Raw genomic sequence first — 12,411 nt, forward strand, 5'->3', positions numbered from 1 at the left:
AAGCGTGGCGACACGTGCAGCTGACGAATACTAATCGATCGAGGACTTAACCAAATAATGAATACGTAAAATCAATGTCTTTTATCCAGTTTTGAGTGAACAAGCACTCATTGTCTAGTGACGATGGCGAAGAGGCCACACCCGTTCCCATACCGAACACGGAAGTTAAGCTCTTCAGCGCCGATGGTAGTTGGGGGTTTCCCCCTGTGAGAGTAGGACGTCGCTAGGCACTAAAAAAAGGTTGTTACTGAGAAATCGGTAACAACCTTTTTTATGTAGAAAATAATATTAACATTTAATATACACGAGACATTTGTACTAATTGCATATATTGTAGGTGGAACGATATTATTAATTAGTTTTGCTATCTTTGTTCTTGTGACATACAAGGTAGAAAAAAACAGAAGTGCGATTTAATTTGCACTCCTGTTTTTTTACGATAGGGAATTATCGAATTGCTCGTCGTTGCTTTTTCTTACTCCGAATACCCGCAAGTGTAGGTATTGTCATACCGATTAGAATAACGATTATCCCAAGAACTTGTAACCATGATAACGCCTCGCTTAATACGAGTACCGAAACAATCACGGCAACTGGTAGCTCCATCGCACTTAATATAGAAGACAGAGCACCTCCTACTTTTGGAACAGCAATGACAAAGAAGTAAATTGGAACAATAATGCCAAGTAAACCAAGAGCTAGTCCATAGAACAGAAGAGATTCTGTGAACAACTTTCCATTCCAGACAATTTCGGGGCTTTGAAACATTGTAATCATTATAGCAGCGATAAAGGAAACAAATAATAGACGAGTCGTCGTATTCATTCCTTCGACTTGCTTTGTATTGATATTCATATTCAAAGAGAAAGATACTGCAGCGGCAAATCCGTAAATCCAGCCCCGCAAGTCAATTCCACTTAAATCGACATCCAGCACACCAGCAGCTAAAATAGTTCCTATAAATAATATAATTAGCGAAATAACTTCTGTTCTTGTCGGCCATCGTTTTCTTAAAATACAATCGATTAGCGTTCCAATCCATGTAAATTGAAATAGCATAACGACTGCTAAAGAGGCGGGCAGATATATAAGTGCCTGTCCATATACAATCCCTGTGGCACCGGTAAAGACACCAGCCAATAAAATAATCTTGAATCCTCCATACAAGCGGGGGAGCTTTCTCTGTGTAGTAATATATAATAGCAAAGCTAACATAAATCCTATAATATATTGACTAGAAACCGCTTCAGAGGCTGAGTAACCTTCTTCAATTGCAAGTTTCACCATTGTTGATAAAGTCCCGTAACAGCTTGCTGCAAAGACAACCATTAGTGGGTAAATCCATAATTTCATATATACTACTCCTTTAATTGGCGGGGACTGTTTTCACCATATGATAAAAAGGCTCGTCAATAATTGTCCAAGGACATAAAGTTTCAAAACTTAGTCGATTATACAGACTTATTGCAGCACTTTTTTCTGTTTCTACATTCAAAGCTAGTTTTCCACCACCGAAGCTTTTCACTAATTGCTCCGCATAATTTAAAAGCTCGGTACCGATACCTTTTCCACGATATGTTGGATCGACTACTACCGTATCTATATACCATTCATCAGGTAATGTCTCGGGATCTATCTTTACAGGAGTACCTTTTTTATTGGATAGGTATTTCTCCAAATTTGCATCAAGTTCAATGACCTGCTCAGCAGAGTAAAATACGAGAACTCCAGAAACCTTACCTTCCACTTCTGCAATATACGTATATAGATAAGAATGTCGATTATCAGTACGTGTAAACAAGTTTTGAAATTCTATTGTAATTTCAGCTTCCTTTGTTTCTCCAGTTATATGCATGGAGATATCCCCGATAGCTTCCATAATAAGTGGAATAGCAGCTTGTGCATCTTCTTTCCTTGCTTTTCTAATTGTAATGTTCATTGCTCATCCACCTTCCCAATTAAACATTATAACATAAAAACTTTGAAACCTTTTGTTCTATATATAGTAGAATAAAAGAAAGAAAATATTGGGGGGATTTTAATGGGTTTTGAGTCAATACCGTGGAAGCTTATATTACCATTAGTAATTATACAATTTATTTTAATAATAGTGGCTATTATTGATTTAATCCGGGTACGGGATACAAATGGTCCTAAATGGTTGTGGGCTATCATCATTATTTTGGGGAATATGATTGGACCGATTATATACTTCATCGTAGGGAGACGAAATGAATGAAAACATTACTCCACATGCAGGGGCTAACAAAGGAATATGGTAAAGAAAAAGCAGTAGATGATGTAACATTTTCGTTGAATAAGCATACTTCTACCGCATTAATAGGACCAAATGGAGCAGGGAAAACTACCATTTTGTCGGTGTTAGCAGGACTTTTAAAACAAACCAAAGGATCCATTGTATTTGACGGAGAAATAACAGAGGATTTTCGAAAAGGAATTGGTTTTTTGCCGCAGTATCCTAAGTTTTACTCGTGGCTAACGGCGCTCGAATATACAGAAATGACTGCGAAGTTAAGTGGAGTAGACGTTAAAATTGCACGACTAGAGGCAGAAAAGACACTTGAATTTTTAGGACTTGGCGACGCTAAAAAGAAAAAGACGGGTACATTTTCTGGGGGCATGAAACAGCGACTAGGCCTTGCACAAGCTATTGTGCATAAACCTTCATTATTACTGCTAGATGAGCCAGTATCTGCACTAGACCCAATAGGTAGACGTGAAATACTTAATCTACTAAAAGAGTTACAAGCATCAACGACTATCTTGTATTCGACTCATATTTTAAATGATGCAGAAGAAATGATGGATCAGTTATTGTTTTTACGAAAAGGAAAGTTAGTGGAACAAGGATCGATGCGAGAAGTTCGTGAAAAATATGCAAATCCTGTATATAAAATGTATTTCTCATCCAGTGAAGAAGCAGCTAGGTTTGTTGAGTTGTCACCTTGGTCAGCAAGACAGGAAAATTCGATTGCTTTTATTCATATAGAAGAGGCGAAACCGTTAATGAATGAAGTTTTGCGTGTACTTTCCGATAGTAATTTAAGTTTGTCTAAAGTAGAGCGAGCAACGGCTAGTTTGGAAGAAATCTTTTTACAGGTGGTGAATAAAGGATGAATAATTTTTCGGTTTTATTCCAAAAAGAATGGAGAGAAAATGTACGGAATTTTAAAATCCTTTGGATCCCTCTGGTATTTTTGTTATTTGGTATTTCGGAGCCTTTAACGAATTATTATTTACCTCAAATACTAAATGCAGTGGGCAATATGCCTGAAGGAGCAGTTTTCCAGCTACCTGAATTTACCCCAGAGCAAATAGTTATGTCGACCATTAGCCAGTATCAATTTATCGGAATGCTCTTAGTGACGCTAGGATTTGCAGGAATAATTGCAAGAGAGCGTAAGAACGGGACAGCAACGCTTTTATATGTTCGACCTATTTCATATATCAGTTACGTGTATAGTAAATTATTCATCATGTGCATACTGGTTATAGGTAGTGCGATACTTGGATTGTTAGCTAATTTGTATTACACGTATATCCTTTTTGGAACAGTAGATGCAGGTGCATTTATGGGGTTTCTTGGAACGTACATCGTGTGGTTATTGTTTGTGATTAGTATTGTTTTATTCTCAAGTGCTGCATTTTCTACGGGAATTGCTTCTGCCGTTTCTCTACTACTCGTTTTGTTTGTACAGCTGATCGATGGTTTACTAGGAGCATATTGGACAATTTCTCCTTGGAAGTTACCAATGTATGCAGGGGAAATATTGAACAGTAGTGTTGATATGACCTTGTTTGTTTGGAGTGTAATTGTTACTGTTTTAGCAATAATCATACTTCTTGTGGGAGCAGTTTATTTTGCTAAAAGAAATGTTTCCAAGACGAAGATATAATAATACTTAATCCGAGGTGAGATAAGATGACTGTTCGCAATTCAGACCGATTTGTTACGTCTTATAATAGAATAGACCAATTGATGAAGGACACTATTGGAACGCAGGAGCATATGGCATTTTTTCGATTAATAGATTATGCGAAAAAAAAGAACGCGGTTATTAGAAAATACGAAGCTGATTTGCGTGAATATGGCAGTCTTCGGAATGCAATTGTTCATGGTCACACCTCAACGGAGTTTGCCATCGCAGAACCACATGAAGATGTAGTGTTGAAAATGGAAGAAATGGAAGTTGCTCTAACAAAACCAATTACAGTTGGAAAAATATTTCAAACTAGTGTTACAACATTTCAAAAAACAGATTTTTTAAGTTATGCGCTGAAAGTGATTAAGGATAAAAAGTATAACCAGTTTCCCGTATATGATGGTAATGAGTTTAAAGGACTAATCACACCAGTTGGAATTACCATGTGGATGGCAAGCACAGTAGACTCCGAGTCTTTTTCAAGAAAGAGGACGTCATTAGGAGAAATTCTTGCGCATGAAAATAGTAGAGAAAATCATCAATTTATTGGTCAAAATGCATCTATTTATGAAGCGTTGGAAGTTTTTAAAGAAGCGATAACAAGAGGGAAACGATTAGAAGCTCTTCTTATAACAGAAGATGGCAAGCCAAATAAAAAATTGATAGGAATTGTTACGCCTATGAGTATGATGAAGATAAAATAAAGTTTTATAAAACAGGACTTTTCCTATGCATTTTCAAGTAAGATGGAAATGCCAAGTATCTTAGGAAAGGGGACTTTTTATGGAATCATATGAAACGGAGCAACGTGAGGGGCTTCAAAATAATGCTATCAGCAAAACAGTGAGTGAAATATCAGTAGGTGAATGGCTGATCTCAATGCTAATTATGATTATACCTATTGTAAACATCGTCATGCTGTTTATTTGGGGATTCGGAAGTCCGGATCCACGACGTAATTATGCACGTGCGTCTCTTATTTGGATGGCAATTTGTATTGGGCTTGCCGTCCTGTTTTACGGAGTCGTGATTGCCCTATTTTTTACTGTCGGTGGCTATTAATTAATATTTCCTGGGAAATAACATTATTCGACAATGTAGAAGTGTCCTAGTTTTATTAAACTAGGACGTTTTTTATTGCATAGAAATTTTTCAATCTAACGTTCTAGTCAGCACACTGTAGAAGTGAGAGGAAATAATCTTTGGTATACTTTAATAAAAGGGAGTTGTTTTTATGAAGATTGCTTTGTTTGGTGCAACAGGTCGTGTTGGCAATGGAATTCTTACTTTACTACTTGAACGAGGTATAGAAGTTACTGCTCTTGTAAGAAACGTAGATAATCTGCAACCTCATCTGAATTTAACCGTCCTACAAGGGGATGCAAGAGTTGCTAGTGATGTAGAAAAAGTCATAAGAGAAGCTGATGTAGTAATTAGTGCACTTGGTACTGATAAAACGACCGTCTTAACCGAGTCAATTTCGCATATGATTTCTATCATGTCGAAAAATGGCATAGATCGAATTCTTACGATTGGAACTGGCGGCATTTTAACGAGTAGAGTAGAGCCTGAACTACTTCGTTATCAGTCATCTGAAAATAAACGCAGATCTACAGTTGCGGCAATGGAACATCATAGAGTTTATAATAAATTAAAAGAGTCTTCGCTAAAATGGACAATTATATGTCCCACTTATTTACCAACTGGAAATGCAACAAATGCGTATATAATTGAACGTGATACGTTACCATTAGGAGCGGTACAAACGACAACAGGGGACACTGCTTTATTCACAGTACATGAACTCTTGGAGAATGAGCATATTGGTTACCGCGTAGGCATTATGAGTCCACTTTGAGATAGTTATCTATAGGAGTAAATAAATGAAGAAATTATTAGTAGTATTCATAATAGCAGTGATACTATATACCGGAAATACTTGGATAAAGACAACAGAAGTTATAATTGAATCTGAGAAACTCCCAGCCACTTTTGATGGGTTAAAAATAGCTCAAATTTCTGATCTTCATGATGCTACATTTGGAGAAAAACAAATGAAATTAGTACAAAAGATTATAGATACAAAACCGGATGTTATTTTTATAACGGGAGATTTAATCGACAGTAATCGATATGAGTTACAAAATAGTTTAGATATGGTGGAGCAGCTAATATTGGTAGCGCCTGTTTACTATGTGACGGGGAATCATGAAATTGCAACAAATGATGTTGATTATATTAAGAACTCGCTTATTGATCTAGGGGTTATAGTATTGTCCAATGAGGAAAAATCGATTGAAAAAGATGGCGAGAAGATTCGAGTAATTGGAATAGAAGATCCACTAAATGGAGTTTCTGTTGCAGATGCCTTGAGTAGTTTTGAACAGACAGAAGATTTTACATTAGTGCTATCGCACCGTCCAGAAACTTTTCAAGCATATGTAGAGAATAAATTAGATGTGGTGTTTGCAGGCCATGCTCATGGTGGACAATTCCGGATACCAGGAGTAGGGGGACTAGTGGCGCCAGGTCAAGGCTTATTTCCGACCTTTACATCAGGGCTTTATGAAGATAATGGCACAAATATGATTGTTAGTAGAGGTCTAGGGAACAGTATAATTCCTATTAGAATTTTTAACACACCAGAAATTATTGTTGTGATGTTGAAAAATGAGAAGTAAAAACCACTTTGTAGAGTTCTACAAAGTGGTTTTTTCTATTCTTTATGGTCATTTCGATGTTCAAAGCGGTCTTTTGCATTTCCGATCCCTTTTTGTGCTTGACCTTTTAGTTTATCGAGTTTCCCTTTTGCCTGTAATTTCGGGTTGTCTATTGCGTTACCAATCTGGTCTTTAATTTCCCCTTTGACTTTACTTACAGTACCTTTAACTTTATCTGATAGCCCACTCATGTACATTCCCCCTTAGTTCTTTTAATGAGTATATTCCAACCTGTTAGAGAAGTCATTAAATTCCTTAATTAATAATTTTGAATTCTTGAAGGATGGCATAGAACCGAGCACCATGACCTTCCGCAGCTTCTAAGAAATACTTCTCGGTAATAACAAAGCTTCCACCATGTCTATTATCTATTACATATACATTTGTAACTGGGCTATCCCATTCGGATCCAGAAATACCGTGAATTTTATAGCCTTCAACTGGTTCCGTTACATTTTCTGTTTCTGTAACTGTTGTATATGTTGAAGCTATTTCTGTTTCAAGAGTTACTACCATGTCTTCTGGAGATACATCTTTGAATTGTTTAATTTCCATAGAAACTTCTGGATATCGATCTTCTAATGGTTCTTTTGTTGTGATAATATCTGAGCTTTCGCCTTTTACTAACTTGTATCTCTCTTCGTCCATATAAATGACGTATTCCGCATCTTTTCCTTCTTGCAGAACAACCTCAGTTTCTTCCTCCGTTCCTTCAATACTTTGAGTTATTTCCTTTTTTGGTACGAACATATCCTTCAATTGTTTGATAAATGCCGTTCCAGTGTCTGTTTGTGTGGTAAACAGCAACATAATAGCTGCAGCAGCGACAATCATAATGGGAATGATTTTCCTTTGCTTTTTCATTTTTTTCTCCTTTCTATTTTTTGGGGAATAGCTCTTGATCTAGGTGGTTCCATATATTTTCTTTTAGTTTATCGGAAAAAGCCATTGTGTGCTCAAGAATTTCTTTTTTAACTCGTGGAATCCTTTTGTTTATATATACCCTAATAAGAGGACAAAAGTTTAGTGGAAATAAAAAACTACTTAAAGTATAAACCTTAAGTAGTTAATCGCTTATTTAAACCAGCCTTTTTCTTTAAAACGAGAGATTGCTTCAATCCGATTTCCTACATCTAATTTATCTAAAATGACTGAAATATAATTTCGGACTGTTCCTGTTGTAATATATAATTCACTAGCGATTTCTTTTGTGTTTTTCCCATTTGCAATTAGCTCCAACACTTGGCTTTCACGTTCTGTTAATGGATTCTCTTCTTCAAAAGCCATATCAACAAGCTCAGGAGCATAAATTCTTCTGCCGTCCATTATTATACGAATCGAATTCGCTAACTCTTCGCTAGGACTATCTTTTAGTAAATACCCATTGACTCCAGCTTTTCGAGCACGTTCAAAATAACCTGAACGTGCAAAAGTAGTTAAAATGATGACCTTACAGTCACTTCCTTTTAATTCTTCTGCGGCATCTAAACCACTTTTTATGGGCATTTCAATATCCATAATACAAATGTTGGGCTGTAATTCACTGATGAGTTTCAGAGCTTCTTCGCCGTTATTTGCTTTTCCGACAACTTCCATATCCTCTTCTAAATCTAAAAGTGAACCAAGGGCTCCTAGTACCATTCGTTGATCTTCTGCAATGACAATTCGTATCATGTTTATTCCTCCTGACGTGGTTGTTTAATCACATTTGGCACTCGTATATAAAGTGTTGTCCCATTTTTTGAATGGATATCAAGGCTACCGTTGACGAATTCAAGTCTTTCTTTAATCCCACGAAGTCCGTGTCCTTTTGACCATTCGGTTTCTTGATTGAGTCCAATTCCATTATCATGTACTTTGATAAGGGTTTCTTTAGTAGATTGCTTAATAGAAATAGAACAAGAAGTGGCACGACTATGCTTTACAATATTTGTTACAGCTTCTTTTAAAGACATACTGAGTACATTCTCTACAAGAAGTGGAGTATTTACTAGTTCCGGCGATCCGTTTAATTTACATGTAATCTGTGCTGCATTCAGAATTTGCTTCACACGAAAAAGCTCGTCTTCTAGCTTTGTTCCACGCATATTTGTCACGAGCTCACGAACCTCTTTTAACACAGACCTCGCTGTTTGGTTAATATCATTGATTTCAATTTTTGCTGCTTGTGGATTCTTTTCAATGAGTCTGCTAGCTAAATCACTTTTTAAGCCTATTAACGAGAGCTTTTGTCCAAGTGTATCATGCAAATCTCGAGCAATTCTTTCGCGCTCTTCAATTATGATAAATTTTGATATTCGTTTTTGGGCATCCTCTAATTGTCCCTCTAATTGCACTCGCTTATGATGGTTATATGTATTGAATGGCAATAAGATTACCCCGATTAAGGTGATAATTAAAAAAGGAAGGTGAGAAATAAATAATTCCATTTGAGTAAAGAATCCAATAAGGACCGCGACAATGGTAGCTGCTAAATGAATACTATAAAGCACAAAGAAACTAACTTTGTGTTGAATATTTCCAATAAAGAAAGCTAAGAAAATAGAAAAATATATGTAGCCAAACAAATAAGTCATACTAACACTAATGGCTATTTCTATAAAAACACAAATATATAAAATAACCCCGGTAGATGTAAATGAAAATCGATACGTAATAAAAAATACAAGCATTAAGGCTAAGCCGATGATGATTTCAAGAGGGCTAGAAGATCTAAAGATAAAGAAGAAAGGGAACACACAAAATACAATCCATGCATATATACTTAGCCACGGATACTTAGGAAATATCTGATACCATTTAAGCAATTACTTCACCTCTCATTAGCTTGCGCTTTTCTTTATTGTCTAGCGCAAGCCACCTTGCCCCTCGGGGTCAAATGTGAAATCGCTGTGGTGGCTGAGGAACTGCCTCCTCGCGATTCCCCATTTGCCTGTCGGGTCAGTGATAGGCGCTTGCGCTTTTCTAATTATAAAGCAAAAACCATTCCTGTATAAGCTGGAATGGTTTTTGTGGGAGATCATTTTCCTTCAAAACTTGTTTTCTTTGTTTGAAGGTCTACTCCATTATTAGCGTTATTCAGTAAATGTTTAATTTCTTTAAATGTCACAAAGCTTTTATTGGCTTCATCGAACAAACGGAAATGAATCGATTGTAAGCTAGTACGTACATCAATCGTTGTTGCTTTTTGTAATGGTGGAGTAGAATCATGTGCTCTTTCCAAGTTATAGTTAGGAACTCTTGGGCTTAAATGATGCACATGGTGGAATCCGATATTACCAGTTACCCATTGTAATACTTTTGGTAGTTTATAGTAAGAGCTTCCTTCGATCGCAGCTTTAATATAATCCCATTCAGATTCATCTTCAAAGTACGAATCTTCGAACTGATGTTGTACATAAAACAACCAAATTCCCAAAGCACCTGCTACGAAAAGGATTGTTCCTTGGATAATTGCAAATGCTTGCCATCCAATTAACCAAATCATTAGCGAGTAAATGACAATAATTGAAATGTTGATTAAATACGTATTGTTACGTTCTTTCGCAGGAGCGCCTTTGCGATTAATACGGTTGCTCACTAAGAATAAAAGAGCGGGTCCAAAACCAAACATTACGATTGGATTTCTGTATAGACGGTAAGTAAGTCGTCTCATTGGAGTTGCTGCCAAATATTCTTCAACAGTCATCATCCAGATGTCACCGACACCACGTTTATCTAGATTTCCACTTGTTGCATGGTGAATGTTGTGCTCACGTTTCCACTTTTCATAAGCGAATAACGAAATAACCCCTGTAATTGTTCCAACAATATTGTTAGCTTTCTTATTCTTGAAGAAAGATCCGTGTGTACAATCATGGAAAATAATAAAAGTACGAATGACAAGTCCTGCTGCAACAATTGATAAAGCGACAGTCAACCAAACGGAAATATCTAGACTCAAGTAGGCTAAGAACCAAACAATAAAGAATGGTGGTACTGTATTAATAAGTTGAAAAATACTCTTTTTCAACTCTGAGTTTTCAAATGGCTTTACATTTTTACGAAGTGCTAATGTTTTTTCTCTGCTCATTAATATTCCTCCTAAAAAGAATTGTTACCCCAACTATAAAGAAATGTTGGTATTAGGAGTAGGCATAAACGTCAACTCCTAAGTATGACAAGTGTCATATAGGTCGATTTGCATATTCTCTATGTATTTTCTAGAAAATAAAAAAGCTGACCGAATAAACGGCCAGCTTTCAAGTAATTTCATCGGTCACGTTTTAACAAACGTAAAGTTTCATCGAATTCTTTTTCAATTTCAGCATTTGGTTTGTAAGTCATTAAACTAACTAGAACCGTAACAATTAGAGCAAGTATGAAACCAGGTACGATTTCGTATAAAGAGCTTTTAAGAGCTTCTATTGATCCCCAAATTACGACAGTAACGGCTCCAACAGTCATACCCCAAAGAGCACCAGTAGCAGTAATTTTTCTCCAGTAAAGAGACAGTAAAATAACTGGACCAAATGATGCTCCAAAACCTGCCCAAGCGAATGATACAAGTTCTAAAATGGTTTCGTTTTCTCCCCATGCAAGAACTGCTGCAATAATAGAAACGACGAGTACAGCGACACGTCCATAATTTACATATGTACGATCAGATGCATCTGTTTTAATAAGCGCCTTGTATAAATCTTCTATTAAAGCAGAAGAAGTAACGATTAGCTGTGAAGAAATTGTACTCATAACTGCTGCAAGAACAGCTGCAAGCACAAGTCCCGCGATAAAAGGATGGAAAATAATTTGTCCAAGAGCGATAAATACCGCTTCTGGGCTTGTTAAAGTGACATCTGGGTTTTGTGCAAAGTAAGCAACCCCCACTAAAGCAGTTGCAGTTGCTCCAAGTAAACTTAAAATCATCCAACCAATACCGATTCGACGCGCTGATTTCGTTTCTTTTACAGAACTGATTGCCATAAAACGAACAATAATATGAGGCTGACCAAAGTATCCAAGCCCCCATGCAACGGCAGAAACTCCACCTACAAAAGTAGTACCTGCGAATAGGCTAAGATGTGTTGGGTTTACCGATTTAATAGAATCAATCGTTTCACCAATTCCACCTGTCATAAATACACCAAAAACAGGAACACATATTAACGCAAGGAACATTAGAAGACCTTGTAGGAAATCTGTGTAACTAACTGCTAAAAAACCTCCGAAAAGTGTATACGCTACAACGACAGCGGAAACAACTAAAAGTCCAGTGTGGTAATCAAGTCCAAATGAGCTTTCAAAGAAAACCCCGCCTGCTACCATTCCTGAAGATACGTAAAACGTGAAGAATAGTAAAATAATTAGACCGGATGCAATACGTAATAAACGAGATGATTGCTTTAAACGACTTTCTAAATAACTTGGAATTGTAATAGAATCGTTTGACACTTGAGTATAAACACGAAGTCTTGGTGCCACGAATAACCAGTTTAAATACGCACCAATTGTAAGACCGATTGCAATCCATGCTTGACCCATACCAGAGAAATAAATTGCTCCAGGTAATCCCATTAATAACCAACCAGACATATCGGCAGCTCCTGCACTCAAGGCTGTAACAGCAGGTCCAAGCGAACGTCCTCCGAGCATATAGTCTGTTAAATTATTTGTTTTCTTGTAAGAATAATACCCGATAGCTAACATAGCGAGCATATAAATTATGATGGCTGTTAATTGATAAGCTTCTGAAGACATAACCATTCTCC

General features: G+C 36.7%; 15 protein-coding genes and 1 rRNA gene. 8 read left to right on the top strand and 8 right to left on the bottom strand.

The window, feature by feature from the left end; all coding sequences use genetic code 11:
- Positions 1 to 113: 113 nt before the first annotated feature.
- A 5S ribosomal RNA gene (gene rrf / locus C7437_RS13930) occupies positions 114 to 229 on the top strand.
- A 218-nt stretch (positions 230 to 447) separates the two neighbouring features.
- Here rrf and C7437_RS13935 read toward each other — a convergent pair.
- Positions 448 to 1,353, bottom strand: a complete 906-nt coding sequence (locus C7437_RS13935) for an EamA family transporter (protein WP_111440419.1) — start codon at positions 1,351 to 1,353, stop codon at positions 448 to 450.
- A 13-nt stretch (positions 1,354 to 1,366) separates the two neighbouring features.
- Entirely contained in the window at positions 1,367 to 1,939 is a 573-nt protein-coding gene (locus C7437_RS13940; protein WP_111440421.1) for a GNAT family N-acetyltransferase, read from the bottom strand.
- Between the two features lie 102 nt (positions 1,940 to 2,041).
- Here C7437_RS13940 and C7437_RS13945 point away from each other — a divergent pair, with 102 nt between their 5' ends.
- The 7 genes from C7437_RS13945 to C7437_RS13975 all read left to right on the top strand — a co-directional run bounded on the left by C7437_RS13945 (position 2,042) and on the right by C7437_RS13975 (position 6,625).
- The gene (locus C7437_RS13945) at positions 2,042 to 2,239 is read left to right on the top strand and encodes a PLD nuclease N-terminal domain-containing protein (protein ID WP_111440423.1); all 198 of its coding nucleotides are present in this window, start codon (positions 2,042 to 2,044) and stop codon (positions 2,237 to 2,239) included.
- A complete protein-coding gene (locus C7437_RS13950; RefSeq protein WP_111440425.1) occupies positions 2,236 to 3,138 on the top strand; it encodes an ABC transporter ATP-binding protein in 903 nt (300 codons plus the stop codon). The genes C7437_RS13945 and C7437_RS13950 overlap by 4 nt, the downstream gene beginning before the upstream one ends.
- Positions 3,135 to 3,917, top strand: coding sequence for an ABC transporter permease (locus C7437_RS13955; RefSeq protein ID WP_111440427.1), 783 nt, complete (start codon positions 3,135 to 3,137; stop codon positions 3,915 to 3,917). The genes C7437_RS13950 and C7437_RS13955 overlap by 4 nt, the downstream gene beginning before the upstream one ends.
- 26 nt (positions 3,918 to 3,943) lie before the next feature.
- Positions 3,944 to 4,648, top strand: coding sequence for a CBS domain-containing protein (locus C7437_RS13960; protein ID WP_111440429.1), 705 nt, complete (start codon positions 3,944 to 3,946; stop codon positions 4,646 to 4,648).
- A 79-nt stretch (positions 4,649 to 4,727) separates the two neighbouring features.
- A complete protein-coding gene (locus C7437_RS13965) occupies positions 4,728 to 5,006 on the top strand; it encodes a hypothetical protein (protein ID WP_211310034.1) in 279 nt (92 codons plus the stop codon).
- A gap of 172 nt (positions 5,007 to 5,178) precedes the next feature.
- Positions 5,179 to 5,802 (top strand): NAD(P)-dependent oxidoreductase, encoded by a 624-nt coding sequence (locus C7437_RS13970; RefSeq protein WP_111440431.1) that lies wholly within the window; start codon positions 5,179 to 5,181, stop codon positions 5,800 to 5,802.
- Positions 5,803 to 5,827: 25 nt separating this feature from the next.
- Entirely contained in the window at positions 5,828 to 6,625 is a 798-nt protein-coding gene (locus tag C7437_RS13975) for a metallophosphoesterase (RefSeq protein WP_111440433.1), read from the top strand.
- A 35-nt stretch (positions 6,626 to 6,660) separates the two neighbouring features.
- On the opposite strand, the gene C7437_RS13980 is transcribed toward C7437_RS13975, so the two are convergent.
- The 6 genes from C7437_RS13980 to putP all read right to left on the bottom strand — a co-directional run bounded on the left by C7437_RS13980 (position 6,661) and on the right by putP (position 12,400).
- Positions 6,661 to 6,855, bottom strand: a complete 195-nt coding sequence (locus C7437_RS13980) for a CsbD family protein (RefSeq protein WP_425450571.1) — start codon at positions 6,853 to 6,855, stop codon at positions 6,661 to 6,663.
- A gap of 64 nt (positions 6,856 to 6,919) precedes the next feature.
- Positions 6,920 to 7,528, bottom strand: coding sequence for a hypothetical protein (locus C7437_RS13985; protein WP_111440436.1), 609 nt, complete (start codon positions 7,526 to 7,528; stop codon positions 6,920 to 6,922).
- Between the two features lie 210 nt (positions 7,529 to 7,738).
- The gene (locus C7437_RS13990; protein WP_111440438.1) at positions 7,739 to 8,338 is read right to left on the bottom strand and encodes a response regulator transcription factor; all 600 of its coding nucleotides are present in this window, start codon (positions 8,336 to 8,338) and stop codon (positions 7,739 to 7,741) included.
- A gap of 2 nt (positions 8,339 to 8,340) precedes the next feature.
- Positions 8,341 to 9,471 carry a sensor histidine kinase gene (locus C7437_RS13995; RefSeq protein ID WP_111440440.1) on the bottom strand — a complete coding sequence of 377 codons (1,131 nt, stop codon included), beginning with the start codon at positions 9,469 to 9,471 and terminating at the stop codon, positions 8,341 to 8,343.
- Between the two features lie 212 nt (positions 9,472 to 9,683).
- Positions 9,684 to 10,736 (bottom strand): Delta(5) desaturase DesA, encoded by a 1,053-nt coding sequence (gene desA / locus C7437_RS14000; protein WP_111440442.1) that lies wholly within the window; start codon positions 10,734 to 10,736, stop codon positions 9,684 to 9,686.
- 179 nt (positions 10,737 to 10,915) lie between these two features.
- On the bottom strand, positions 10,916 to 12,400 hold the full coding sequence (gene putP, locus C7437_RS14005) for a sodium/proline symporter PutP (protein WP_111440444.1): 1,485 nt from the start codon (positions 12,398 to 12,400) through the stop codon (positions 10,916 to 10,918).
- Between the last annotated feature and the right edge of the window lie 11 nt (positions 12,401 to 12,411).

Origin of the sequence: Psychrobacillus insolitus (assembly GCF_003254155.1) — a bacterium.
Taxonomy (GTDB): Bacteria; Bacillota; Bacilli; order Bacillales_A; family Planococcaceae; genus Psychrobacillus; species Psychrobacillus insolitus.

Bases quoted from the DNA above. Each gene is read 5' to 3' on its own strand.
- C7437_RS13985 (WP_111440436.1), bottom strand. From the start codon at position 7,528: ATGAAAAAGCAAAGGAAAATCATTCCCATTATGATTGTCGCTGCTGCA.
- C7437_RS13945 (WP_111440423.1), top strand. From the start codon at position 2,042: ATGGGTTTTGAGTCAATACCGTGGAAGCTTATATTACCATTAGTAATT.
- C7437_RS13990 (WP_111440438.1), bottom strand. From the start codon at position 8,338: ATGATACGAATTGTCATTGCAGAAGATCAACGAATGGTACTAGGAGCC.
- C7437_RS13940 (WP_111440421.1), bottom strand. From the start codon at position 1,939: ATGAACATTACAATTAGAAAAGCAAGGAAAGAAGATGCACAAGCTGCT.
- C7437_RS13970 (WP_111440431.1), top strand. From the start codon at position 5,179: ATGAAGATTGCTTTGTTTGGTGCAACAGGTCGTGTTGGCAATGGAATT.
- C7437_RS13980 (WP_425450571.1), bottom strand. From the start codon at position 6,855: ATGAGTGGGCTATCAGATAAAGTTAAAGGTACTGTAAGTAAAGTCAAA.
- putP (WP_111440444.1), bottom strand. From the start codon at position 12,400: ATGTCTTCAGAAGCTTATCAATTAACAGCCATCATAATTTATATGCTC.
- C7437_RS13950 (WP_111440425.1), top strand. From the start codon at position 2,236: ATGAAAACATTACTCCACATGCAGGGGCTAACAAAGGAATATGGTAAA.
- C7437_RS13935 (WP_111440419.1), bottom strand. From the start codon at position 1,353: ATGAAATTATGGATTTACCCACTAATGGTTGTCTTTGCAGCAAGCTGT.
- desA (WP_111440442.1), bottom strand. From the start codon at position 10,736: ATGAGCAGAGAAAAAACATTAGCACTTCGTAAAAATGTAAAGCCATTT.
- C7437_RS13960 (WP_111440429.1), top strand. From the start codon at position 3,944: ATGACTGTTCGCAATTCAGACCGATTTGTTACGTCTTATAATAGAATA.
- C7437_RS13965 (WP_211310034.1), top strand. From the start codon at position 4,728: ATGGAATCATATGAAACGGAGCAACGTGAGGGGCTTCAAAATAATGCT.
- C7437_RS13975 (WP_111440433.1), top strand. From the start codon at position 5,828: ATGAAGAAATTATTAGTAGTATTCATAATAGCAGTGATACTATATACC.
- C7437_RS13955 (WP_111440427.1), top strand. From the start codon at position 3,135: ATGAATAATTTTTCGGTTTTATTCCAAAAAGAATGGAGAGAAAATGTA.